The sequence below is a fragment of the Pseudoxanthomonas wuyuanensis genome (assembly GCF_900215535.1).
Classification (GTDB): domain Bacteria; phylum Pseudomonadota; class Gammaproteobacteria; order Xanthomonadales; family Xanthomonadaceae; genus Pseudoxanthomonas_A; species Pseudoxanthomonas_A wuyuanensis.
Map to the genome: position 1 here is coordinate 105407 of NZ_OCND01000003.1, position 24077 is coordinate 129483.

The window sequence follows — 24077 nt, forward strand, 5'->3', positions numbered from 1 at the left end:
TCATGAAGATGAAGCTGCTTGACTACACCTTGATTGGCATCCTGGCAGGGATGTCGCAGATGGCCCTGGCGCAGGCGCAGGGCACGGACGCCGCGTCCGCCGCTGCTGGCCAGGACGGCGGTGCGGCACAGCCGACGATGGACTGCGGCGCCACCGGTTGCATGTCCGACGAAGGATTGCTGTTCAAGCTGCGCACGCGCAGCTACGACCATCCGGTGACGGAGGGCACCAGTGCGGGTTCGTCCTCGGCGGCGCTGCAGCCGGACCGGCGCGTGAGCATCGGGCTGGAAGCGCCCGGCCGCGCGGTGGCGCAGGGACGCTTCTCGGTGAACCTGCCCGGCGGCGGGGTCATCTGGGCGACTGAAGACCCGACCCTGGGCCGGCCCGAGCTGTCGGTATCGGCGCCGACGATGGTGCCGTTCGACGGCACCGCCATCACCGGCCCGGTGCGCTTTTTCGTGCGCGGCAATTACTCGGCCTTCATCGAGCGGATGGAGCTGGCGGTGTTCCGCGGCAACGACGGCGACCTGGTGGAGCCGTTGGCGCAGGTGCCGATTGACGTCGCGGCGGTGTCGCAGACCGAGTGGGACGGCGCCCTGCCATCGAACATCCGCTTCCGCGCCGGCGACGAGCTGGTCTACGTGCTGCGTGCCATCGATGCCGCCGGCAACGTCGACCAGACCCACCCGCGGCGGCTGCAGCTGGTGCGGCCGGAAGAGGCCGAACGCGGCCGGCAGGTGCTGCGCGAGAGCACCGAGCGTGCGCTGGGCACCGCGTTGAGCCAGGAGCAGGCGCAGACCCAGCAGCTGGTCGATGACGCGTTCTCCGAGAGCACGCTGCGCTACCAGAACATTCCCATTTACGGCTCGCGCGTGCGCGTGCAGGGGCGCAACCTGCCGGCCGGCTACGGCCTGCTCATCAACGGCGACAGCTACCCGGTGGACCTGGAACGCAAGTTCGTGGCCGAGTACCTGATGCCGGTGGGCCAGCACGCGTTCGACATCGCCCTGCAGGGCGGCCAAGGCGCCACGCCGGCGCAGTACCGGCTGGACGTGGACGTGAGCGGGCGCTACTTCTTCGGCGTCGGCCTGGCCGACATCACCGTGTACCAGAACAAGGCCAGCGGTCCGGGCCGCGAGCTGGCCCTGGCCGGGCGCGAGGACGACCTCCTCAGCGATGGCCGGCTGGCCTTCTACCTGAAGGCCAAGGCACGCGGCAAATACCTCATCACCGCCCAGGCCGACACCCAGGACCGGCCGCTGGAGGACCTGTTCGACGGCTTCACCCAGGCCGACCCGCAGGACATCTTCCGGCGCCTGGACCCGGACCTGTACTACCCGACCTATGGCGATGACTCCACCACCTACCGCGATGTCGACACGATGGGGCGGTTCTACCTGCGGGTGGACTGGGACAAGAACGAAGCGCTGTGGGGCAACTTCGCCACCGGCATCACCGGCACCGAGTACGCGCAGTACGTGCGCTCGCTGTACGGGGCGGCGCTGAACTGGCGTTCGCGCTCGGCCAATGCCTGGGGCGACCCGGTGAGCGAGCTGCGCGCGTTCGGTTCCGAGGCGCAGACCGCACCGGGCCATAGCGAGTTCCTCGGCACCGGCGGCAGCCTGTACTACCTGCGCCATACCGACGTGCTGCCGGGTTCGGACCAGGTGGTGCTGGAAGTGCGCGACCTGACGACTGGCCGGGTCGAGCAGCGCATCGACCTGCAGCGCGGGGCCGACTACGAGATTGACGAGTTGCAGGGGCGGCTGCTGCTGACCCGGCCGCTGGCGCAGATTACCCGCCAGAACGTCCCGGGCATCACCCGCGACACCCCGCTGGACGGCTACGAGCAACGGTTGCTGGTGGACTACGAGTGGGTGCCGTCGGACTTCAATGCCGACGAGGTGACCGCCGGCGTGCGTGGCAAGCACTGGTTCGGCGACCATGTCGGCGTGGGCGTCACCTATGTCGACGAGAACCGCGCCGGCGAGGACTACACGCTGATGGCGGCCGATGTCACGCTGCAAGCGGGCAAGGGCACCTACCTGAAGCTGGAGCACAGCCGCACCGAAGCGACCAGCGCCCCGGTGTTCTTCTCCGACAACGGCGGCCTGTCCTTCACCCGCCTCAACCCGACCGGCCCGCGCGAGGGCGAGGCCAGCGCGGTCGAGGCGCGGGTCAACTTCCGCGAACTGGGCTGGAGCGAACAGGACTGGAGTGCGGCCGCGTGGTGGCGTCAAGTTGACGCCGGCTACTCCATCTCGCGCTACGACAACGGCCAGGCCGTGGAGGAGCACGGCGCCGAACTGCTGGGCCAGTTCAGCGCCAACCTGGGCATCTACGCCCGCTACAGCAAGGCCGAGCGCGGCAGCGAGTCGCTGACCCAGGCCCAGCTCAATGGCCAGTGGCGCATCGACGAGGACGGCACGCTGGAGGCGGAGCTGCGCCGCGTCGAAGAACAGCGCAGCAGCGGCGACGTCGCCGGCATGCTGGGCGCGCTGCGCTACACCCACCGCTTCGGCACCGCGCTGGACGTGTACGGCACCGCCCAGTTCACCCTGGACGATGACGATGGACGTTATGCCGACAACGACGCCTACGCGCTGGGCGCCCGCTACAACTTCGCCAACCTGTCCAACATCGGCGCCGAAGTCACCACCGGCGACCGCGGCGATGCGGCCACCGTCAGCGGCGAGTACCGGCTCAGCCCGCAGCACAGCTTCTATGGCAGCTACAGCGCTTCCACCGACAGCACCGAGTACGACTCGCTGTTCAACCCCAACCGCCAGAACGGCTGGACTTTCGGCCAGCGCTGGCGGCTGTCCAACCAGGTCAACCTGTTCAACGAGAGCCAGTTTTTGAAGAGCCGCAGCGAGTCGGGCCTGGCGCACACCTTCGGCATGGACTTCTACCCGGCGGTGGGCTGGAACCTGGGCTTCACCCTCAGCGACGGCGAACTGACCAACAGCAGCGGTGGCCAGGTCGACCGCCGCGCCATCAGCGTCAGCGGCGGACGCACCTCGCCGGACACCGACTGGCAGAGCAAGCTGGAGTGGCGCCGCGACAGCGGCGTGGAGCGGCGCACGCAGTGGGTCAGCACCCACCGCCTGAGCCACAAGCTCAACGAGAGCTGGCGCATCGCCGGGCGCTTCAACTATGCCGATACCGATGACGAACTGAACCCGGCCGCCGGCGCCAAGTTCATCGAGGGCAACCTGGGCTTTGCCTACCGGCCGTGGAACAGCAGTCGCTGGGGGCTGTTCGGCCGCTACACCTACCTGTACGACCTGGCCACGCTGGGGCAGGTGGGCGGCGCGCAATACGACCAGAAGAGCCAGGTGCTGTCGTTCGAGGGCGTATACCGGCTCAACCAGAACTGGGAAGTGGCGGCCAAGCTGGCGCGTCGCGAAGGCGAAGTGCGCTATGGCCGCGGCACCGGGCAATGGTTCGACTCGGCCACCACCTTCGCTGCCGGCCAGCTGCGTTACGAACTGCTGCAGAAGTGGCATGCCCTGGCCGAGTACCGCTGGCTTGACGTCAAGGACGGAGGTACGCGCCAGGGATGGCTCCTGGGGGTGGACCGCGACATCGGCCGCAACTTCCGCCTCGGCGTGGGCTACAACTTCACCGAGTTCAGCGACGACCTGACCGACTTCGACTACGACCACAAGGGCTGGTTCGTCAACTTCGTGGGGAGCTATTGATGGTCTCCGCAAGTTGAGGTTGCAGAGGCCGACTTGAGAGGAGCCGTGCCGGCATGCCGGCACGGGTAGGTCGCGACGGGAGCATCAACGTCGCGACTCACATCGCTCCCACAAGGGCCCTAGCAACGCCGAAAAGACCAAAGCCCGTCATCCCGGCTGTTGAACGCCGCCGGAATGGCGGCTGATGCAGCGCTGCCCCTATTCGTGCTTTTGCAGAATGCGCGCCGGTCAACCGCCCACCGCGTGCCGCCATTCCGGGTCGGGACGCTGGAACATCACCCGTTCGGGGCGATGCAGCGCAAAGCCCTGGCCGTAGTCCACACCCAGCGAGCGCAGCGTGGCCGACATGTGGCCGCCGCTGACCCATTCGGCCACCACTTTCAACCCGCGCTGGTGGCCGATCTGGGCGATGGCGCTGACGATGGTGCGGCTCATCGGCTCGGTGTCCAGATCGCGGATGAAGCTGCCGTCGATCTTGATCAGATCCGCCGGCAGATTCTTCAGGTAGCCGAACGAGGACATACCGGCGCCGAAGTCGTCCAGCGCGATCATACAGCCGGCCTGGCGCAGGCGCTCGATCACGCGCACCACTTTCAGCAGGTTGCGCACCGCCACCGTTTCGGTGATCTCGAAACACAGCTTGTGCGCCGGCACGGCGTACTGGGCGATCAGCGCAAGGATGAAATCGGCCAGGCCGTCGTCTTCGATGCTGGCCCCGGACAGGTTGATGGCGCACGCGCCCAGCCGTGCGCCGGCAGGATGCAGATCGGAGAAGTGCGCCAATGCATTGCGGATTACCCAGCGATCGATGGCCGGCATCAGCCCGTAGCGCTCGGCCGCGGGCAGGAAGGTCCCCGGCAGTACGATGCCGCCGTCTTCGTCGCGCAGGCGCAGCAACAGCTCCACCGCCGGTGCGCCGGCCAGCGACGCCTCCAACGGCACGATTTCCTGGTAGTCCAGCAGCAGGCGATCCTGATCCAGCGCCCAGCGCAACCGATTGGCCCATTCCATTTCGCTGTGCCGGCGCGTGGTTTCGTTGTCTTCGCGATAGACATGCACGCGGTTGCGGCCGTTTTCCTTGGCCAGGTAGCAGGCGGTGTCGGCCCAGGCCAGCAGATCCTTCAGGGTCGGCTCGCCCTGGTCCACCACCACCACGCCAATGCTGGCGCTGACCGTATAGGTGTTCTCCTGCCAGACGAACATCTGCGCTTCGATGCATTGGCGCAGGCGTTCGGCGAACGCGCGGGCGCCGTCGGCATCCAGCCCGAACGCCATCAGGCCGAACTCGTCGCCGCCCAGCCGCGCCAGCACGTCGCCGCTGCGCAACTGCTGGCGCATGGTCAACGCCAGTTGCACCAGCAGCTGATCGCCGGCCATATGGCCGGAGACGTCGTTGATCAGCTTGAACTGATCCAGATCGATGTACAGCAGCGCGCACGGTTCGCCGCCTGGCGTGTTCCGGCGTTCGACCAGCGCCTGTTCCACCCGGCGCTCGAACTCGCGCCGGTTGCACAGCTCGGTCAGCGCATCATGGCTGGCCTGGTAGCTCAGGCGCTCGGTCAGTTCGCGCTGCTCGGAAATGTCGGTTGCCACCATCAGCAGATGGACTTCGCCTTCCATTTCCATATGCGCAATCGAGACATTGGCCCAGAACGTGCCGCCATCGGCGCTGACCAGCATCGCCTCCAGGCTGCCGTGGTCGTGGCCGGCGGCGGCCGGATCGTCGATGCGCTGGCGCAGCCGCGGTTCCGCAAACAGCATGGTCAACGGCACGCCGCCGGTCTCGCCCAGGCGCAGGCGCGCGGCCTGGTTGGCGTAGACGATGCGGCCATCGCGGCCGTCGGCCAGCAGTACCAGCGCCGGCAGCAGTTCGTTGAGCGCACGGAAACGGGCTTCGCTTTCGCGAAAGCGCGCGCTCATCTGCTGCGCCATCGCCAGCGCGCGGCGGCGGGTGGTGGCCAGCGACCATGCCAGCAGCGACAGCAGCAGGCTGATGGCCACGCCCGCGACGATGACGGTGCGCAGGCGCCCGGTATAGATGGCGACGTGGCGGGGCTGCAACTGCAGTTCCCAGCGCCGGCCGCCGAACTCCAGCGTGCGCACAAGCGGCGCCGCATCCGCCGCGACGGCGGTGCCGGAATCGAAAAACGTCTGCGCCAGCGGATCGCCGGCGTCGCGGACGCGCACCCGGAACTGGTCCAGTACCGGGCCCTGCAGGGCCTGCTGCACCAGCGGTTGCAGCCGCAGGCTGATGGCCAGCGCGCCGATTTCGCGCTGGCGCCGCTCGGCCACGGTGGCCGGGATGGGACCGTGCGAATACACCGGCAGCCGCACCGTGACCCCCAGCGCCTCAATCCCGGCCCGTTCGAACTGGACGAACTTGAACGGCGCCGAGATGACCGGCGTGTCGGTATCGCGCGCCCGCTGCAGGGCCAGCAGGTTGACCTTCTGCTCGGCAATGTTGAAGCCGATCAGGAATTCATTGCCGCGCAGCGGAGCGGCCACTTCGTAGGGGTAGGCCACGCGCCGCGGGTTGGCCGGGTCGGGCTGGCGGCGGGCGAACACGGTGGCGACATGGCCCGGCACCAGTTCCGGTATCCGCAGATTGTCGTTGTACTGGGCGAAATGCCGCTGATCCAGATGGCCGCTTGAAAGGAAGACCGTCTGCATTGCGCGCAGCATGATGGCGGCGTCCTGCAGCGGGACCTGCAGGTCCTGCGCGCTCTTGTCCGCCAGTTGCTGCTGCGATGCCTGCGTACGCCGCTGCACATCGCGCCATTCGCGATCCGCCAGCCAGCCGGTAGCCAGCAGGCCGGCGACCAGCACCGCAGATGCCCAAACCGCCGGCGACAGGCCCAGCAGCCGGCGGGCGCTGGGCCCTGGCGGCGATTGTGGCGGTGATGTGATGGTTTCCACCTGCGCTACCTGGAGTCCTCGGGGTGGGCGGTGCCTGGCAACACCGGCTTGCAGGGCAGGGTATACCGCCAGCACAGGGCGCAGATGCCGGACCGGCCCCCTGGCCTGGCTCTAGCCGGTCGGACTTTGGCTGGCCGGGCCGCTTAATCCGCTTGCGCGGCCCTGTTTTCCGCCGATTCTCGACCAGAAGGGCCACTCCTGGGCTGCGAATCGTCAAAAAACTGCCCTCGCGCAATCGAATTCTCGCCCCGCTCCCCAAGCCCGACAGGCCGCTAGCGCATACATCGGTCTATAACAGCCAACGCGTTCGTTCGCTGTTATGGGTCATATCGGCCCCGGCCGCCTGTTCTTGATGCGCCGCCGCCGGGCTAGAGCGTGTGATGGCCTTCGCACTCACCCCAAAGGCCATAACACGCTCTAGGGCGGCAGCGGAGCCGATGCCTGCCGTGCCGGTCAGGGGAGCGCCGTCACGGAAGCGATTCCATCGACAAGGCGGTAAAAATAGTGACTTTCGGCACGCGCCGCTTATGCTTTGGCAGGTCGGAGCGGGCCTGGTCATCCTGCCAGGCACCGGCAAGCACCAGACGGGGGTCACATTGAGCGCCATATCAGCCATTCCACCGGACCGCACGCGCGTGGCGATCGTCGAGGACGACGACGAACTGCGCGAACTGATGGTTTCCGACCTGGCCGAGCGCGGGCTGGCGGTACAGGGGCTGGCCAGCGCCGAAGCGCTGTACCGCCACCTGTCGGTGCAGGACTGCGACATCGTGGTGCTGGACGTCGGGCTGCCAGGCGAGAACGGCTACTCGGTGGCCCGCCATCTGCGGCAGATTTCTTCAGTCGGCATCGTCATGCTGACCGGCCGCGGAAGCCGGGGGGACATGGTGCACGGGCTGGACAACGGCGCCGATCTCTATCTGGTCAAGCCGGTGGATCTGGATGTGCTGGCTGCCCATGTGAGCAGCCTGGTGCGGCGGCTGGCAGCCAACGCCGCGATGGCGGCAATCCCGGCAGCGGCTGCGAAAATTTCCGCGCCGCAATGGTCGTTGGGCGCCGGCGGCTGGAGCCTGTGCCCGCCGCACGGCAGCGCGGTGGCGTTGAGCGAGGCCGAACGCGCGTTCCTGCAGCCGCTGTTCGCCGCGCCGGGCACGCCGGTGAGTCGCGAAACGCTGATCCGCACGCTCAGCGACGATCCGTGGCATTTCGATCCGCACCGGCTGGAAGTGCTGCTGCATCGCCTGCGCACGCGGGTCAAGGCGGCCACCGGCCTGGTGCTGCCGGTGCGTGCGGTGCGTGGGACCGGGTACCTGTTTACCGGCTAGGGCGCCGGTTGCCGCCGCCTCGTGGCTCAATTCCTGAGCTTGTAGCCGGTCCTGAAGATCCACCATACCGCGGCCAGGCACAGGATCAGGAAGCCGACGATCGCCGCCACGCTGATGGCGACGTTGACGTCGGACACCCCGTAGAAGCTCCAGCGGAAGCCGCTGATCAGGTACACCACCGGGTTGAACAGGGTGATCTTCTGCCACACCGGCGGCAGCATGTTGATCGAATAGAACGCGCCGCCCAGGAAAGTCAGCGGGGTGACGATCATCAGCGGGATGACCTGCAGCTTCTGGAAGTCGTCGGCCCACAGGCCGATGATGAAGCCGAACAGGCTGAAGGTCACCGCGGTCAGCAGCAGGAAACACAGCATCCACAGCGGGTGGGCGATTTCGTAGGGCACGAACACCCGCGCGGTGATCAGGATCAGCACGCCCAGCATCAGCGATTTGGTCGCCGCCGCGCCAACGTAGCCGATCACCACTTCCACGTACGACACCGGCGCCGACAGCAGCTCGTAGATGGTGCCGGCCCACTTGGGCATGTAGATGCCGAACGAGGCGTTGGAAATGCTCTCGTTGAGCAGCGACAGCATGATCAGGCCGGGAATGATGAAGGCGCCGTAGCTGACCCCGTCGATGTCGCCCATCTTCGAACCGATGGCCGCGCCGAACACCACGAAATACAGCGAGGTCGACAGCACAGGCGAGGCGATCGACTGGGTGATGGTGCGGAAGGTGCGCGCCATCTCGAAACGGTAGATGGCCTTGATGGCATGCCAGTTCATGCGCGGGCCTCCTTGCCGTTGGGGGCATTGCCGTTATGGACCAGGTTGACGAAGATCTCCTCCAGCGAGCTTTCGCTGGAATGCAGGTCCTTGAAGTCGATGCCCAGCTCGCCCAGCCGCTTCAGCAGCGCGGCGATGCCGGTCTCCTCGCCCTGCGCATCGAAGGTGTAGACCAGCGCATGGCCGTCGTCGGCCAGCTCCAGCGGCAGCGCGGACAGTTCGGCCGGCACCTCCGGCAGCGGGTGGTGCAGTTGCAGGGTCAGCTGCTTCTTGCCCAGCTTGCGCATCAGCACATGCTTGTCCTCGACCAGGATCAGCTCGCCCTTGTTGATCACGCCGATGCGGTCGGCCATTTCCTCGGCCTCTTCGATGTAGTGCGTGGTCAGGATGATGGTCACGCCGCTCTCGCGCAGCTGGCGCACCATCTGCCACATGTCGCGGCGCAGCTCCACATCGACGCCGGCGGTGGGTTCGTCCAGGAACAGGATCTGCGGCTCATGCGCCAGCGCCTTGGCGATCAGCACCCGCCGCTTCATGCCGCCGGACAGCGCCATGATCTTGCTGTCCTTCTTGTCCCACAGCGACAGGTCGCGCAGCACCTTTTCCAGGTGCGCCGGATTGGGCGGCCTGCCGAACAGACCGCGGCTGAACCGGACCGTGGCCCAGACCGTCTCGAACGCATCGGTGGACAGCTCCTGCGGCACCAGGCCGATCTTGCCGCGCGCGGCGCGGTAGTCGCGGACCACGTCGTGGCCGTCGGCCAGCACCGTGCCTTCGCTGGGGTTGACGATGCCGCAGATGATGCTGATCAGCGTGGTCTTGCCGGCGCCGTTGGGGCCGAGCAGGGCGAAGATCTCGCCGCGGCGGATGTCCAGGTCCACGCGCTTGAGCGCCTGGAAACCGCTCTTGTAGGTCTTGCTGACGCCGGCGACGCTGACGATGGGAGCGTTGACGGCAGCCGCCGCCTGCTGCGGTACCGGAGAGGCCATTGCCTGTTGCATGGAAGGCATCCTGTGAACGGGTCCAATAGCCTAATCCAGTCGCGCGCCGAAGGTTGTGCGCAGGCTGGTCGGATTTGCGGGATTCACCATCCCATCGCGAATCCGCGCAGGCTCGACCGTGCCGCCATTGAAGCATTCGCGTCATCAAGCCCGTTTAGGCTGCCGCCCCCAACAGGGGACCTGCCAATGAAGACCTACCGTATCCGGCGCGCGCCGGCGCTTTCGTTCTGCCTGCTGGCGCTGGGTGCGTGCGGCCGCCACGATACGCCGGCAACCGGGCCGCTGCCGCCAGCCGCTGCGGCGGCGCCGGCAGCCGTCGATCATCTGGATCAGCTGCGCCAGCGCGCGCAACAGGCGATGCGCGACAATCGCCTGTATGCGCCGGACGGCGACAACGCCATCGAGTACTTTCTGGCGGCGCGGGAGCGCCAGCCGGACGATACCCGCACTCATGCGGCGCTGATCGAACTGCAGCCCTACCTGCTGATTGCCACCGAACAGATGCTGGAGCGGGGGGAACGGGAACAGGCGCAGCGGTTGCTGCAACTACTGATGCGGGTGGATGCGCAGGCGCCGGCGTTGCCGCGACTGCAGGCGGCGCTGGAACAGCTGCAGCGGAGTCCGGCGGCACCGCAGACGGACGTGGCTGCCGATATTCGCGCCGGCGATGCATCTGTGGTGGCCGTGAAAACCGCAGCGGCTGCCGCCGCCGCGAGCCTGCCCGCTTTGCCGACTCCCATCCCCGAAGCCGAAACCGTGCCGCCCCTGCCGCCGCCCGCCCCGGCAACGGCATTGGTGCCGCCAGCGCCGGCAGCGGAAGTGCCGCGCCCGGCACCGGCTCCTGTCGGCACGGCCGCAGCGCTGCCACGCCTGCTGCAGGACGCGCAGCCGCGCTATCCACTGCCGGCGCTGCGTGGCCGCATCGAAGGCGCGGTCGAAGTGGCGTTCGACATCCAGCCCGACGGCAGCGTACGCAACGCGCGCATGTTGTCGGCCACGCCCGAAGGCGTCTTCGATGCCGCAGCGCTGGCGGTGGCATCGCGCTGGCGGTTCGAGCCCAGCGGACAGTCGCATCGCTCCCAGCGTACGGTGCGTTTCCGGTTACCGGACTAGGCGAGGAGTGAGGGGTAGAGGAGTGAGGAGTGAGGGAACGCCGTTCCGATACCTCACGCGATGCCGCCCGCTCTACTCACTCCTCACTCCTCGTTCCTCGTTTCTCGCTTCTCGTTTCTCGCTCCTCGTTCCTCACTTCTCACTTCTCACTCCCCATTCCCCGCCCCATAATGGCGGCATGAACGATTCCGCCACCGAACTGCTGCAAACCGTCGAACAGGAAACCGGGCCGTCGCCGCAATGGTCGGTGCTGTGGCTGCATGGCCTGGGTGCCGATGGCCATGACTTCGCGCCGATCGTGCCGGAACTGGTTCGCAGCGACTGGCCCGCGCTGCGCTTCGTCTTTCCGCATGCGCCGGTGCGGCCGGTGACGATCAACAACGGCGTGCCGATGCGCGCCTGGTACGACATCGTCGGCATGGATTTTCCCAATCGCGCCGACAGCGACGGCGTCAGCCAGTCCATCGTCCAGGTCGAAGCGTTGATCGCGCGCGAGCGGGCGCGCGGCATTGCCCCGGAGCGGCTGTTGCTGGCCGGCTTCTCGCAGGGCGGGGCGATTGCGCTGGCGGCCGGACTGCGCAGGCAACAGCCCCTGGCCGGCCTGATTGCGTTGTCGACCTATCTGCCCGGTGCGGACCAGGCCGCCGCGGCGCTGGCCGATGCCGCCCTGCAGCAACCGATCTTCATGGCCCATGGCCAGGGCGATCAGGTGATTCCGCTCGCCTATGCCGAACGCAGTGCACAGATCCTCACCACGTTGGGGTTTACCCTGCAATGGCACCGCTATCCGATGGCGCATCAGGTCTGCGCGGAGGAAATCCGCGATCTGGGTGACTGGATGTCGCATCGCTTTGCGTTGTAAGACACAGTAGCGGCGGTCCGCCGTGACGCCGGCGGCGAGCCGGCGTTACCATGCGCCCGTCCCTCCATCGCTGTCCCTGCAGAGGATGCCACTGGCGTGAAGGTAGTCATCGCCGACGACGAACCCCTGGCCCGCGAGCGCCTGCGCCTGTTGCTGGCCGAACATGCCGGCGTCGAACTGATGGCCGAAGCGGACAACGGCCTGGCCGCGCTGCAGGCCTGTGCCGAGCATCGGCCCGACCTGGTGCTGCTGGATATCGCCATGCCGGGCGTCGATGGCCTGGAGGCCGCACGCCACCTGGCCGCGTTCGACCCGCGCCCGGCGGTGGTGTTCTGCACCGCCTACGATGCGCATGCGCTGTCGGCATTCGAGGCGGCCGCCATCGATTATCTGATGAAGCCGATCCGTCCTGAGCGGCTGGCCGCCGCGCTGGAGCGCGCGCGCACCTTCATCGCCGGCCGCGAAACCCAGGGACCGGCCGCGCCCAACCGGCAGGCGCGCACGCATCTGTGCGCGCGCCTGCGCGGCAGCCTGCGGCTGATCCCGCTCGAGGAAGTGCATTATCTGCAGGCCGAGGAAAAGTACGTGGTCGTGCACCATGCGCGCGGCGAGGACTTGATCGAGGAGTCGCTGAAGTCGCTGGAAGAGGAATTCAATGGCCGTTTCGTCCGCATCCACCGCAACTGCCTGGTTGCGCGCCACGAGCTGATCGAACTCAAGCGCGTCGGCGATGGCCATGTGCAGGCCATCCTGCGCCACGGCAAGGCGCCACTGGAAGTCAGCCGCCGCTGCGTGGCCGGGCTGCGGGAAACGGTCAAGAATCTCTAGAGCGTGTTATGGCCTTTGGGATGAGATGCGTTGCGTGCCAGCGCCGTTGCACGCCTTCGCCAGGCGGCCAGCCCGACCGGCGGCGTGCGCCTTGCCTGACACCGCGACAGCAGCCTTCGCACTTACCCCAAAGGCCATAACACGCTCTAGCGCGTGCCATGGGCTGTGGCTTGTGGCAACCGCGTCGGTCCCGAGATGGCCTTACCGATACTCCGTGGCGACTGACCGGTGCCGGCATGCCGGCGCCACTGCCGCATCGAGAACGGGACTGCTGAGCCGCACCGGGCTTTTTCCGCCGGGCTGCGGGATAATGGCGGCATGAAACCGCTGCGCATCGCCACCCGCAAAAGCCCGCTTGCCCTGTGGCAGAGCGAACACGTCGCCGAGCGCCTGCGCGCCGCGCACCCGGGGTTGACGGTCACGCTGATTCCGATGAGCACGCGCGGCGATGAAGTGCTGGATCGCTCGCTGGCGGCGATCGGCGGCAAGGGCCTGTTCCTGAAGGAACTGGAACTGGCGATGCTGCGCGGCGAGGCCGACTGCGCGGTGCACTCGCTGAAGGACGTGCCGATGGAACTGGAAGGCCCGTTCGCCTTGCCGGCCATCCTGGCCCGCGCCGATCCCGCCGATGCCTTCGTTTCCGATCGATACGCGGGCATCGATGCGCTGCCGCAGGGCGCGCGGGTGGGCACCTCGTCGTTGCGGCGGCAGGCGCAGCTGCGCGCGCGCCGGCCGGATCTGCAACTGCTGGATCTGCGCGGCAACGTCAACACGCGCCTGGCCAGGCTGGACGCCGGCGACTACGACGCCATCGTGCTGGCCTGTGCCGGCTTGCAACGGCTGGGCTTTCAGGCGCGCATCCGCGCGCGGCTGCAACCGCCGGACTGGTTGCCGGCACCGGCGCAGGGCGCGATAGCGATCGAATGCCGCGCCGACGATGCCGCCACCGGCCAGTTGCTGGCGGCGTTGGATCATGCGCCCACCCGCCGCTGCGTGGAGGCCGAGCGCGCGATGAACCGCGCCTTGCACGGCAGTTGCCATGTGCCGGTGGCCGCTTTCGCGGAATTGCAGGGTCAGGCGATGCAATTGGCGGGACTGGTCGGCTCGGCCGAGCACGGCCTGCTGCTGCGCGCCGCTGCCAGCGCAGATGCGGATCAGTCGCCCGAATCGCTGGGCCGGCAGGTGGCCGAGCAATTGCTGGCCCAGGGCGCCGGCGATCTGCTGGGTGGGGATTGAAGCGAAAACGCTTCAAGGCAACGCTTGTTCAGGGTTGCCTTGATCAGGCCCTGCAACAAGGAAGGCAAAGGCCGAGCATTTCCCGATTCCCGGCCCGCTACTTGAACTTGTAGACCACGTTCATCGTGGTCAGCGTGTCGGTCTTCTTGCGGTCGTCGTCGACATTGCTGTTGTGGCGCGCCTGCCAGCCGGCCTTCAGCGCCAGGTGCGAATTCATCGCCACCGACACGCCAAGATCGTTCTGGGCGAAGGTGTTGTAGTCGCCGGATTCGACCAGCAGCGTGTTGACCAGTTCGGTGTTCTCGCTCATCGCGTACTTCAGGCCGAGCCGGCCGCGTGCGATGGGGCCGGCCTGCTCCTCATCGTCCAGGCGGTGATGGGTACGGCGGTAGCCGGGACCGATCTGCAGATCCAGTTGCGCTTTCTCGCCGTCGACGACCCGGTTGCCGTAGCTCAGGCTCAGCGACTGTTGCCGGCTGTAGGTGCCGAAGTCGTCCTGTTCGTGGCGCAGCGAAGTGTTGATGGTGCCGCGCGCATCCATCAGATAGGCGGAGTTGCCGTTGACGGTGTAGCGGTTGGCGGTGGTGCGGCGCTCGAGCCGGGTACTGCCGTCGGCGGCGGTGCTGGTGAATTCGCCGGTGGCGCGCAGACCGGACAGATCGAAGCTGTGCGCCCAGAAACCGTCGGCGTATTTCAGGTTCAGGCGGCCGTTGAGGCTCTCGGTGGTGCTGTTGCCGTTGGCGGAGGCATAGCCGAGTTCGCCGTTGCCGGTCCACTTGGGCCGCGGCTCGGCCGGGGCCAGCGTTTCAGGCTGCGGGTGCGGCGGCTGCGGCCGCAACGGCCGCTGCGCAAGGGGGCGGTACGGGACGGCTTGCTTGGCGATGGGTTTGGCCAGTTGCGGTAGCGCGCCCTGCTTGATGTTCTGCGCGGCCCACGCCGGGGTGGACAGCGCGGACATCGCCGTGAGCAGGGCAATGGAATGGAGCGAGCGGGGCATGGATAACCTCGGCAGGCGGAGCGGACGCGGGGGAGGAGGGATCTTCCGTAATCTTGGAAACGCTTTCATGATACCGGTGGGCCGATCTTCACTTCAACCCAAGTAGTTGTTTGAATTCGCCTTTCCGGCCCGATTCCGGTATGCCATGTCATGGCAGATTCAGTTTCGCATTCAACGGCGGCAATAGCGTCGGTCCAGATCGAGCTGTTGTTGCAGCGCCCGACGGCCGGCTTCGGAACCATCGGTCATCAGGCCGGCAAGGTTCTCGCGGATCTCCGGGCACGGATCGGTGGTGTAGTTCGGTCCACCCAGCATCTGTCCGATCATGCGCAGCGTGCGTTGCTAGGGCGTGTCATCGCTTCCCGAGTAGGTCGCGTTGGTTCTGGCGGGCCGTCAGCCGGTGTTGCGCGGCGCAGCGTCTGACTGGCCGTCAGGTCAAGCCGCGCGGCGACGGATGGCGGCCCGCCAGGCCCAACCCGCAGGGCCGTTCTTGCGCGTGTCCGGTGCCGCGTCATCACTCAGGCGAGGACCAACGTCCACTTCCTCGTTCTTCCTTGCCCCGAACACGCGCAAGAACGGCGCGGCCTGCTCGGGAAGCGATGGCACGCCCAGGGCGGCGGCCGCATCGCGAAGCGGTCGCCGCGCTCGCCGCCCGGCAACTGCGCGCGCCGGCTGCGCAGCGGGTCGGCGTCGAAGCCGTTGGGGACCGATTGCGCGGCCCATGCGGCAGCCTGGCCGGCTAGTTCGGCCGCCGATGCGTGGGCGGTTTCAACGGCAGCGGCCGGCGTCGGTGCGGATTCGGAAGGAGCGCCGTCCACGCTGGCGCGGGCGGGCATCCGGTCGCGAGCCGGCGGTGTCGGCAACCGGGCCGGTAGTGGCGGTGACGGCGGTACGGCCGGTGGCGGCCGCGGCAGGAACACCACGCGTAGCCGCGAGATGTCGCGGCCGGTCGTTTCGTAGCGCGGTTTGATGGCCAGCAGCCAGAACAGGCCGATATGGACCACCGCCACAGTGAGGCAGGCGAACGCCTGCGCGGTTCTTCCCTGGGGTGCTTGCCGCATTCCAATCTCCGTTGAATGCGGCGAGTTTGAATACGGATGGGTTAACCGGAAGTTATCCGGAAACGCTGCGCCTGGCTGCTTTCATTCCGGCACCATCACCCGGATGCCCGGGTCGTTGTAGCGCGAATAGCGCAGCGTCATGACGTAGGGACCGCCTTCGCCCTGGCCGCTGTGGCGCAGTTGCAGCGGCAGGCCATCGGCGCCGACCCAGTAGGTGAACTCGCCCGGTTCCGGAAAACTGTGGCGGACCTGGTATTTGCGTGCCGGTATGCCCTGCAACGGTTCGCTGCCGAGGAATTCGGCCGACAGTCCGTCCAGGTTCTGCGCGATCTTCAGCGGATCCCGCCACTGGCTGATCGTGCCTTCGGGAATCGGCACCCGGGTGCGCTGGCCGTGCATGTCCATGTACATGGTGTCGCCGATGATGATCTGGGTGCCGACCGGCAGGTCTATCCGGTAGCGGTCCGGGGCGGCGAATTCCATTTCGCTGGCCATCGGGCGCTCGCCTTCGATACGCATGCTGGCGTGGAAACTGCGTGCGGCCAGGAAGCGATCCATCGAAGCGGTGACTTCCGCCAGCGCGTCCTGGCTGGACAATGCCGGGTCGATGGCTGCAGCGCCTGCGCTGCCGGCGGGGACGGCCACCTCCTCGGCAGGCGGTGCATCGGCCTTGCAGGCGCTCAGCAGCATGGCGATCAGGGCGGTCAGCAGCAATCCGGGACGGGTCATAGGACTCCAGGCAGCAGGCGGGGGTTCCGGCGGTCAGTCTGCACCGGACCGCCGGCCTCTGGCGATACCCGGAGCGGGGCGGCAGTTTGGGTCCGTGCGTTGAGGGCATCCACAGGGTAGAACCACCTGCGGACGCCGGGCACCGCACGGGCCCAAGCTGCCGCCGGCAGCGCGCCCTGTTCTTGCCTATCAACGCAAACCGGACGGTGACAACGGCCACCGGTCGGCCATAATCCGCGTATGGACAAGATAGAACGCATCACTGCGCTGCACCGTATCCTCAAGGCCGCCCGTTACCCGGTCACGGTCAAGCGGCTGCAGGAGGAACTGGGCTGCTCGCGCGCCACCGTCTACCGCGACCTGGCCTATCTGCGCGATGCGCTGATGGCCCCGGTGGAGGGCGATGGCGAGGCCGGCTTCCGCTACCAGGCCGGCGAGAGCGAACGCTTCGAACTGCCCGGCCTGTGGCTGAGTTCGGAAGAACTGTACGCGCTGCTGGCGGCCCAGCAATTGCTGGTGCGCACCGGAGGCGGCGTGCTGTCGGGCGCGCTGGCGCCGCTGCAGAAGCGCATCGAAGGCCTGCTGGCCGACCACGCCGGCGTGGCGCAGTGGCCGGTGGAGCGGGTACGGGTGATCCCGCATCGCGGCCGCCGGCTCGACGAAGCCAGTTTCCGCGCGGTCGCCTCGGCGGTGCTGGAGCGCAAGCAGCTGGCGTTCGAGTACCGCGCGCGGTCCACCGACGAACGCACCCGCCGCACGGTGTCGCCGCAACGCATCACCCACTATCGCGACAACTGGTACCTGGATGCCTGGGATCATGAGCGCCGGGCGCTGCGCAGCTTTGCCGTCGACCGCGTTGTCGGCGCGCGGGTGCTGGAAGAACCGGCGCAGGATCTGGACAACGCCGAGTTGAACCAGCACCTGGCTTCCAGCTACGGCATCTTTTCCGGCGAACCGAAAGGCTGGGCCACGATCATGTTCAGCCCCAAGGCCGCGCGCTGGGTGGCCGACGAGCAATGGCATTCCAAGCAGGAAGGCCGCCACCTGCCCGATGGCCGCTACGAACTGAAAGTACCCTACAGCGTCTCGCGCGAGCTGCTGATGGACATTCTGCACTACGGCGCCGACGCCGAGATCATCGAACCGGCGGTACTGCGCGAGCAGGCCAAGTCGCTGCTGGAACTGGCGCTGAGCAACTACGGGCGGAAGTAGTGCAGCGGGGGCTGGGGACTCGGGACTGGGTTGGGGACCGGGCCCGCTTTCATCGCCCGCTGACGCGAATGCCTGCCGCCGGGCGGGTTGGCAAAAGAGAATGGCGGGGTTCGCCGTCGCGCGATGCGGGGCGCAGGTCCGCTGAAGTTACGGCATTTCCGGTTCGGCGAATCCCGGTTGGCCGACCTGCTCGGGCAACTGCGGGACGCGTACCAGCTGGCGTGCATTGACGCCGTGGTCGCGCATCTTCATCACCAGCTGCCGGTACAGGGCATCGTCCATGGTTGGCGCGCGGCCGTAGATCCAGCCCATGTCGCGGCCCGGGTAGTCGATCAGCGCCCATGAATAGTCCGGCGCCACTTCCAGGATGCGCAGCTTGGCCGGTATCACGCCATAGAAGCGCTGCGCCCATTCGCGATTGCCGGTACCGCCCTTGACCTTGGCGCGCGATTCCAGCGCTTCGACCGGCTGGGAGAAGCCTTCCTGGTGGATGTAGCGGGCGGCAATCCGGCCATCCCCACGCAGCGTGTATTCCTGGCGGCTGGCGACATGGCCGCGCTCGGCGAAGTAGGGAATGTGCGCGATGACGTACCAGGTCCCCATGAAGCGCTCCAGATCGACGTCCGATTGGCTGCGCGCATCGCCGACCGGTTGGCTGGCGCAGGCGGCCAGCAAGGCCAGAAGCAGGCCAATCAGCGGGAGGCGCAGGATGCGGGGTCGAGCCATGCGTTGGATTCCAGATAGTCGAGCGAACAGGTGTAGCAGCGTTTCGGGACGGAAGGATTACCAGTGAGCCCACACACAACGGTGCAAGCATTCTGGCAGTGCAAACGTTGCACTGCCTGTGAAGAAGTCGCAAGCGTTGAGATGGCGCCGCGGCAATCTGCCGGCAGTTCCCAACGGAGTGTCCGTATGCCCCGGTTCGTCTACCGCGTCGCTGTTTCCCCACCCCGGCCCGATCCTCGCCTGGAACGTTGGCTGCGAACCGCCGTGCTGGCAGGACTGGCGCTGGTCCTGTTGCTGCCGGTTGCGCGTGGACACAGCCAATGGCTGGGCTGGGCGCCGTTGTGGCTGGTCGGCATGCCGCTGGCGGCGTGGTGGTCGCTGTACCGCTTCCGCTTGCCGCCGTTGCCGGCGGCGCTGGCGCCGTCCCGCCCGCGCCGGCGCCAGCGCGCGCAGGCCCGGCGCAGGTTGCGCGCCGCCTGACCTTCGGCAGGGGGATGGCTGACGGGCCTTGTGCTAGCGTGAAGGCTTCATGCCTGCCCTTCACGGAGCCGTCCGCAATGCCCAAACTCGCCCATGCCTGCCTGGCCGCTGGTCTCGCCATGGCCGGCGCCGCTTCCGCCCAAGCCAAGGAGAACACGATGGCCGATGACCCGTATGCATGGCTGGAGGAAGTGGAAGGCGCCAAACAGCTGGAATGGGTCAAGGCGCTCAACGCCAAGGCGGAAGCGGAAATCGCCGCCACCCCGGAGTTCAAGCGGCTCGAGGCCGACATCCGCGCCATCCTGGATTCGGACGCCAAGATTCCCGGCGTGCAGAAGATCGGCGATTACTACTACAACTTCTGGAAGGACAAGCACCACGAGCGCGGCCTGTGGCGCCGCACCACGCTGGAGGAGTACCGCAAGGCGCAGCCGCAGTGGGAAACCGTGCTGGATCTGGATGCGCTGAACAAGGCCGAAGGCAAGAACTGGGTCTGGCACGGCGCCGATTGCCGCAAGCCTGAGTACACCCGCTGCCTGATCGCGCTGTCGCGCGGCGGCGCCGATGCCGACGAAACCCGCGAGTTCGATCTGACCAGCAAGACCTTCCTGAAGGACGGCTTCTACCGGCCCGAGGCCAAGGGCGCGCTGGGCTGGAAGGACGCCGATACCGTCTATGTCTTCACCGACTTCGGCGACGGCAGCATGACCAGTTCCGGCTACCCGCGCATCGTCAAGGAATGGAAGCGCGGCACGCCGCTCAGCGCCGCCACCGTGGTCTACGAAGGCAGGCCGGACGATATGTACATCGCCGCCTACCACGACGATACGCCGGGTTTCCAGCGCGATTTCGTCAGCCGCACGCTGGCGTTCTACAACGACGAGCTGTATCTGCGAAGCGATGCACATGGATGTGCGAGTGACGCGGGCGCAGGATGCGCAGAAGCGTCCGATGCACATGGATGTGCGAGTGACGCGGGCGCAGGATGCGCAGGAGCGTCCGGCGAGCTGGTCAAGATCGACGCGCCCAACTCGGCCAACAAGGGCGTGCACCGGCAGTGGCTGACGCTGGAACTGCGCGAGCCATGGACCGTCGGCGACAAGACCTACGCGGCGGGCAGCCTGCTGGCGGCGAAGTTCGATGACTTCATGGCCGGCAAGCGTGACTTCGACGTGCTGTTCGCGCCGACCGAAAAGACCTCGCTGGCCGGTTTTGCCTGGACCAGGAACCACCTGGTGTTGAATGTGCTGGAGGACGTCAAGAACCGCCTGAGCGTGCTGACGCCATCCGATGCGCATGGATGTACGAGTGACGCGGGCGCAGGATGCGCAGAAGCGTCGGCCGATGGCTGGAAGACCAGCGAATTCGCCGGTGCGCCTGCGTTCGGCACCATCGGCGTCAGCGCCGTCGATGCCGACGACAGCGATGCGGTCTGGCTGACCGTCACCGACTACCTGACCCCGACCACCCTGTCGCTGGCCGAGGTATCCGGCAACAGCCAGGGCAAGCAGCCGGAACAGCTGAAATCGATGCCGGCGTTCTTCGATGCCTCTACCCACGTCATCGAGCAGCACTTCGCCACCAGCCAGGACGGTACCCGCGTGCCGTACTTCCTGGTCCGGCCGAAGGACCTGAAATACGACGGTAGCACGCCGACCCTGCTGTACGGCTACGGCGGCTTCGAGATCTCGCTGACGCCCGGCTATTCCGGCGGCGTCGGCAAGGGCTGGCTGGAGAAGGGCGGTGTCTACGCCGTGGCCAACATCCGCGGCGGCGGCGAATACGGCCCGCGCTGGCACCAGGCCGCGCTGAAGGCCAACCGGCACAAGGCCTACGAGGACTTCGCCGCGGTCGCGCAGGATCTGATCGCGCGCAAGATCACCTCCACCCCGCACCTGGGCATCCAGGGCGGCAGCAACGGCGGGCTGCTGACCGGCAACATGCTGACCCAGTACCCGGATCTGTTCGGTGCGGTGGTCGTGCAGGTGCCGCTGCTGGACATGAAGCGCTACAGCCACCTGCTGGCCGGCGCCTCGTGGATGGCCGAGTACGGCAATCCGGACACCGCCGACTGGGAATTCATCCGGACCTTCTCGCCGTACCACCTGTTCGATGCCGGCAAGGACTACCCGCCGACGCTGTTCATGACCTCCACCCGCGACGACCGCGTGCATCCGGGCCATGCGCGCAAGATGGCGGCCAAGATGCTGGAAGCGGGCAAGGACGTGCGCTACTACGAGAACATCGAAGGCGGCCACGGCGGCGCGGCCAACAACGCGCAGGCCGCGCACATGAGCGCGCTGGCCTACACCTTCCTCTGGCAGCAGCTGGCCAAATAGAACCCCCTACCCTGCGAAGGCAGGGAGGAGTGGGGAGGGGGCACGCAGTCATGCAGGATCGCGCATTCGGTCCGCCCTCGCTCCGCCACACCATTGCATCCCGCCACCCCGGACCCCATCCATGAAGCCGACCCTCTTTCTGCTGGCAGCCACCGTCCTGATGAGCGCTTCCTCCGTTTCCGCCCTTGCCGCACCCGCCACGGCGCCCGATGCCGCCAGACACCCGCATGTGGTCAAGGCGCCCTTCGGCGCCGAACGCAGCGACGACTACTACTGGCTGCGCGACGACAAGCGCGAAAAGCCCGAGATGCTGGCTTACCTGCAGGCCGAGAATGCCTATGCCGATGCGGCGATGGCGCCGTTGCAACCGCTGCAGGAAAAGCTGTACGCCGAAATCGTCGGCCGCATCAAGCAGGATGACGCCAGCGTGCCGTACCGCCTGCGCGGCTGGTGGTACTACACCCGCTTCGAGACCGGCAAGGACTACCCGATCCATGCGCGCCGCCAGGGCAGCATGGAGGCGCCCGAGCAGGTCCTGCTCAACGTCAACGAACTGGCCGAGGGCAAGGGCTACTACAACGTCGGCGACCTGGAAATCAGCCAGGACAACCGCATCCTGGCCTACGCCGAGGACGAAGTCGGCCGCCGCCAGTATGTGATCCGCTTCAAGAACCTGGAGACCGGCGAAATCTACCCGGACACCATTGCCGGGGTGTCGCCCAACCTGGTCTGGGCCGACGACAACAAGACCCTGTTCTACGTCGAAAACGATCCGGAAACGCTGCTGACGGTGCGGGTCAAGAAGCATGTGCTGGGCACGCCGGCCGAACAGGACGAACTGGTCTACGAGGAACGCGACGACAGCTTCTACATGGGCATCCGCCGCAGCCGCGACGATCGCTTCATCTGCATCGGCGTGGAAAGCACCGTGTCCTCGGAAATGCGCTGCACGCCGGCCGCTGCGCCGGGCGAGTTCACCGTGCTGGCGCCGCGTGAGCGTGATGTCGAATACGACGCCGACCACCTGGACGGGCGCTGGGTCATCCGCACCAATGCCGGCGCCAGGAACTTCAAGATCGTCACCGCGCCCAGCGATGCCACCTCGCGCGCGCAGTGGACCGACTGGTTGCCGCATGACGAGGACGTCTACATCGAAGGCTTCGAGCTGTTCGACGGCTTCACCGCCGTCAGCGAGCGCTCGCAAGGCCTGGAACGCATCCGCCTGATCAAGGCGGACGGCGCCCAGGAATACGTCAAGGCCGACGAACCGGCCTATTCGATGGGCCTGGACGTCAATTCCGAACACGACACGCCGTGGCTGCGCTACAGCTACACCTCGCTGACCACCCCGGCGACCACCTATGAGCTGAACACGCAGACCGGCGAGCGCCGGCTGATGAAGCAGCAGCCGGTGATTGGCTACGACGCCTCGCAGTACACCACCGAACGGGTCTGGGTGGAGGCGCGCGACGGCGTCAAGGTGCCGGTGTCGCTGGTCTACCGGAACGGTTTCAGGAAGGACGGCACCGCCGCGCTGCTGCAATACGGCTACGGCAGCTATGGCGCCTCGATGGACCCGGGCTTCAGCGGGCCGGTGGTCAGCCTGCTGGATCGCGGCATGGTCTACGCCATCGCCCATATCCGCGGCGGCCAGGAAATGGGCCGCGCCTGGTACGACGATGGCAAGCTGCTGAAGAAGCAGAACACCTTCAACGATTTTGTCGACGTCACCGCCGCGCTGGTCAAGCAGGGCTATGCGGCGCCGGACCGCGTGGCCGCGATGGGCGGCAGCGCCGGCGGCCTGCTGATGGGGGCGGTCGTCAATATGGCGCCGCAGCAGTACCGGGTCATCGTCTCGCAGGTGCCGTTCGTCGATGTGGTCACCACCATGCTGGACCCGACCATTCCGCTGACCACCAACGAATACGACGAATGGGGCAATCCCGAAAAGCGCGAGTACTACGAGTACATGCTGGGCTATTCGCCCTACGACAACCTCAAGCCGCACGACTATCCGGCGATGTTCGTCGGCACCGGGCTGTGGGACTCGCAGGTGCAGTACTGGGAACCGGCCAAGTACGTGGCGCGCCTGCGCGATGTCAACACCGGCTCGCTGCCGGTGCTGTTCCGCACCAACATGGAAGCCGGCCACGGCGGCAAGTCCGGGCGTTTCCGCCGTTACCGGGAAATGTCGGAGTACTACGCGTTCGTGCTGGATCAACTGGGCGTGGGCCAGACCAGGTAGGTCGCGGCAGGATCTTCCCGCCGCTTGCGGCGGGAATGCCGTGGCGCTGCCGCGGATGAGGTAAAAGGAAACGGTGAACGACACCCCGCCTGCCAAGGGCCAGCCCCGTACCCGCTTCCGCTGGGCCTGGTGGCTGCTGGCCTACCTCAGCCTGGGCCTGGGCATCGTGGGCGTATTCGTGCCGGGGCTGCCGACCACGGTGTTCGTCCTGCTGGCCGCCTATGCGGCTTCGCGCGGGTCCGAACGCCTGCACCGTTATCTGATGTGGCATCCGCGCTTCGGCCCGATGATCCATGACTGGCAGGCGCATGGCGCGGTGAGCCGCCGGGCCAAGTGGGCCGCGACCTGGACCATGTTGTTCTGCGCGCTGGTGCTGCTGGGCATCATGCTGGCTGTCGGCTCGCATCGCTGGTGGATGACGGCGCTGCCGATCGCCTGCATGGCTGCGGTGGCGGCCTGGCTGTGGCGGCGTCCGGAACCGCCGGATTTTCCACCGCGCTGAGCCGGCCGTTCAT

The 24077-nt window shown here is 67.1% G+C and carries 19 protein-coding genes; 11 read left to right on the forward strand and 8 right to left on the reverse strand.

Going from position 1 to position 24077, the window contains the following annotated elements; genetic code table 11:
- Positions 1 to 8: 8 nt before the first annotated feature.
- A complete protein-coding gene (locus CRO39_RS08105; RefSeq protein WP_097121623.1) occupies positions 9 to 3704 on the forward strand; it encodes a TonB-dependent receptor in 3696 nt (1231 codons plus the stop codon).
- Positions 3705 to 3932: 228 nt separating this feature from the next.
- Here CRO39_RS08105 and CRO39_RS08110 read toward each other — a convergent pair whose 3' ends face one another.
- Positions 3933 to 6620: a bifunctional diguanylate cyclase/phosphodiesterase gene (locus CRO39_RS08110; RefSeq protein ID WP_097121398.1), complete on the reverse strand. Its 2688-nt coding sequence runs from the start codon at positions 6618 to 6620 to the stop codon at positions 3933 to 3935.
- Positions 6621 to 7216: 596 nt separating this feature from the next.
- Here CRO39_RS08110 and CRO39_RS08115 point away from each other — a divergent pair.
- Entirely contained in the window at positions 7217 to 7945 is a 729-nt protein-coding gene (locus tag CRO39_RS08115) for a response regulator transcription factor (protein ID WP_162125751.1), read from the forward strand.
- 26 nt (positions 7946 to 7971) lie between these two features.
- Here the strand turns inward: CRO39_RS08115 and CRO39_RS08120 are convergent, their stop codons facing one another.
- The gene (locus CRO39_RS08120) at positions 7972 to 8733 is read right to left on the reverse strand and encodes an ABC transporter permease (protein WP_097121400.1); all 762 of its coding nucleotides are present in this window, start codon (positions 8731 to 8733) and stop codon (positions 7972 to 7974) included.
- Positions 8730 to 9722, reverse strand: a complete 993-nt coding sequence (locus CRO39_RS08125) for an ABC transporter ATP-binding protein (protein WP_097121401.1) — start codon at positions 9720 to 9722, stop codon at positions 8730 to 8732. Before CRO39_RS08125 ends, CRO39_RS08120 begins: the two co-directional genes overlap by 4 nt.
- A 198-nt stretch (positions 9723 to 9920) precedes the next feature.
- Here CRO39_RS08125 and CRO39_RS08130 point away from each other — a divergent pair, with 198 nt between their 5' ends.
- The 4 genes from CRO39_RS08130 (at position 9921) to hemC (ending at position 13773) form a co-directional block, all read left to right on the forward strand.
- Positions 9921 to 10847, forward strand: coding sequence for a TonB family protein (locus CRO39_RS08130; RefSeq protein ID WP_097121402.1), 927 nt, complete (start codon positions 9921 to 9923; stop codon positions 10845 to 10847).
- 178 nt (positions 10848 to 11025) lie between these two features.
- On the forward strand, positions 11026 to 11709 hold the full coding sequence (locus tag CRO39_RS08135) for an alpha/beta hydrolase (RefSeq protein WP_097121403.1): 684 nt from the start codon (positions 11026 to 11028) through the stop codon (positions 11707 to 11709).
- 96 nt (positions 11710 to 11805) lie between these two features.
- Positions 11806 to 12537, forward strand: coding sequence for a LytR/AlgR family response regulator transcription factor (locus CRO39_RS08140; RefSeq protein ID WP_097121404.1), 732 nt, complete (start codon positions 11806 to 11808; stop codon positions 12535 to 12537).
- A 318-nt stretch (positions 12538 to 12855) separates the two neighbouring features.
- Positions 12856 to 13773 (forward strand): hydroxymethylbilane synthase, encoded by a 918-nt coding sequence (hemC, locus tag CRO39_RS08145; RefSeq protein WP_097121405.1) that lies wholly within the window; start codon positions 12856 to 12858, stop codon positions 13771 to 13773.
- 97 nt (positions 13774 to 13870) lie between these two features.
- On the opposite strand, the gene CRO39_RS08150 is transcribed toward hemC, so the two are convergent.
- The 4 genes from CRO39_RS08150 to CRO39_RS08160 all read right to left on the reverse strand — a co-directional run bounded on the left by CRO39_RS08150 (position 13871) and on the right by CRO39_RS08160 (position 16560).
- Positions 13871 to 14770, reverse strand: a complete 900-nt coding sequence (locus CRO39_RS08150) for a DUF481 domain-containing protein (protein ID WP_162125750.1) — start codon at positions 14768 to 14770, stop codon at positions 13871 to 13873.
- Positions 14771 to 14941: 171 nt separating this feature from the next.
- Positions 14942 to 15097, reverse strand: coding sequence for a hypothetical protein (locus CRO39_RS20895; protein ID WP_162125749.1), 156 nt, complete (start codon positions 15095 to 15097; stop codon positions 14942 to 14944).
- A 191-nt stretch (positions 15098 to 15288) separates the two neighbouring features.
- Positions 15289 to 15831: a hypothetical protein gene (locus tag CRO39_RS08155; RefSeq protein WP_097121407.1), complete on the reverse strand. Its 543-nt coding sequence runs from the start codon at positions 15829 to 15831 to the stop codon at positions 15289 to 15291.
- Positions 15832 to 15912: 81 nt separating this feature from the next.
- A complete protein-coding gene (locus CRO39_RS08160; protein ID WP_097121408.1) occupies positions 15913 to 16560 on the reverse strand; it encodes a hypothetical protein in 648 nt (215 codons plus the stop codon).
- Between the two features lie 240 nt (positions 16561 to 16800).
- Between CRO39_RS08160 and CRO39_RS08165 the strand changes: the two genes are divergently transcribed.
- A complete protein-coding gene (locus CRO39_RS08165) occupies positions 16801 to 17772 on the forward strand; it encodes a helix-turn-helix transcriptional regulator (RefSeq protein WP_097121409.1) in 972 nt (323 codons plus the stop codon).
- 147 nt (positions 17773 to 17919) lie between these two features.
- On the opposite strand, the gene CRO39_RS08170 is transcribed toward CRO39_RS08165, so the two are convergent.
- Positions 17920 to 18498 (reverse strand): lipocalin family protein, encoded by a 579-nt coding sequence (locus tag CRO39_RS08170; RefSeq protein WP_097121410.1) that lies wholly within the window; start codon positions 18496 to 18498, stop codon positions 17920 to 17922.
- Between the two features lie 186 nt (positions 18499 to 18684).
- Between CRO39_RS08170 and CRO39_RS08175 the strand changes: the two genes are divergently transcribed.
- The 4 genes from CRO39_RS08175 to CRO39_RS08190 all read left to right on the forward strand — a co-directional run bounded on the left by CRO39_RS08175 (position 18685) and on the right by CRO39_RS08190 (position 24064).
- Entirely contained in the window at positions 18685 to 18978 is a 294-nt protein-coding gene (locus CRO39_RS08175; protein ID WP_097121411.1) for a hypothetical protein, read from the forward strand.
- Between the two features lie 77 nt (positions 18979 to 19055).
- The gene (locus tag CRO39_RS08180; protein WP_097121412.1) at positions 19056 to 21317 is read left to right on the forward strand and encodes a prolyl oligopeptidase family serine peptidase; all 2262 of its coding nucleotides are present in this window, start codon (positions 19056 to 19058) and stop codon (positions 21315 to 21317) included.
- A gap of 121 nt (positions 21318 to 21438) precedes the next feature.
- Entirely contained in the window at positions 21439 to 23562 is a 2124-nt protein-coding gene (locus tag CRO39_RS08185; protein WP_162125748.1) for a S9 family peptidase, read from the forward strand.
- A 73-nt stretch (positions 23563 to 23635) separates the two neighbouring features.
- On the forward strand, positions 23636 to 24064 hold the full coding sequence (locus tag CRO39_RS08190) for a YbaN family protein (RefSeq protein WP_097121413.1): 429 nt from the start codon (positions 23636 to 23638) through the stop codon (positions 24062 to 24064).
- Positions 24065 to 24077 lie beyond the last annotated feature (13 nt).

What these genes read in the sequence shown, in the direction of transcription:
- CRO39_RS08105 (WP_097121623.1), top strand. Translation starts at nt 9, where the DNA reads ATGAAGCTGCTTGACTACACCTTGATTGGCATCCTGGCAGGGATGTCG.
- CRO39_RS08120 (WP_097121400.1), bottom strand. Translation starts at nt 8,733, where the DNA reads ATGAACTGGCATGCCATCAAGGCCATCTACCGTTTCGAGATGGCGCGC.
- CRO39_RS08125 (WP_097121401.1), bottom strand. Translation starts at nt 9,722, where the DNA reads ATGGCCTCTCCGGTACCGCAGCAGGCGGCGGCTGCCGTCAACGCTCCC.
- CRO39_RS08130 (WP_097121402.1), top strand. Translation starts at nt 9,921, where the DNA reads ATGAAGACCTACCGTATCCGGCGCGCGCCGGCGCTTTCGTTCTGCCTG.
- CRO39_RS08135 (WP_097121403.1), top strand. Translation starts at nt 11,026, where the DNA reads ATGAACGATTCCGCCACCGAACTGCTGCAAACCGTCGAACAGGAAACC.
- hemC (WP_097121405.1), top strand. Translation starts at nt 12,856, where the DNA reads ATGAAACCGCTGCGCATCGCCACCCGCAAAAGCCCGCTTGCCCTGTGG.
- CRO39_RS08150 (WP_162125750.1), bottom strand. Translation starts at nt 14,770, where the DNA reads ATGCCCCGCTCGCTCCATTCCATTGCCCTGCTCACGGCGATGTCCGCG.
- CRO39_RS20895 (WP_162125749.1), bottom strand. Translation starts at nt 15,097, where the DNA reads ATGATCGGACAGATGCTGGGTGGACCGAACTACACCACCGATCCGTGC.
- CRO39_RS08155 (WP_097121407.1), bottom strand. Translation starts at nt 15,831, where the DNA reads ATGCGGCAAGCACCCCAGGGAAGAACCGCGCAGGCGTTCGCCTGCCTC.
- CRO39_RS08160 (WP_097121408.1), bottom strand. Translation starts at nt 16,560, where the DNA reads ATGACCCGTCCCGGATTGCTGCTGACCGCCCTGATCGCCATGCTGCTG.
- CRO39_RS08165 (WP_097121409.1), top strand. Translation starts at nt 16,801, where the DNA reads ATGGACAAGATAGAACGCATCACTGCGCTGCACCGTATCCTCAAGGCC.
- CRO39_RS08170 (WP_097121410.1), bottom strand. Translation starts at nt 18,498, where the DNA reads ATGGCTCGACCCCGCATCCTGCGCCTCCCGCTGATTGGCCTGCTTCTG.
- CRO39_RS08175 (WP_097121411.1), top strand. Translation starts at nt 18,685, where the DNA reads ATGCCCCGGTTCGTCTACCGCGTCGCTGTTTCCCCACCCCGGCCCGAT.
- CRO39_RS08180 (WP_097121412.1), top strand. Translation starts at nt 19,056, where the DNA reads ATGCCCAAACTCGCCCATGCCTGCCTGGCCGCTGGTCTCGCCATGGCC.
- CRO39_RS08185 (WP_162125748.1), top strand. Translation starts at nt 21,439, where the DNA reads ATGAAGCCGACCCTCTTTCTGCTGGCAGCCACCGTCCTGATGAGCGCT.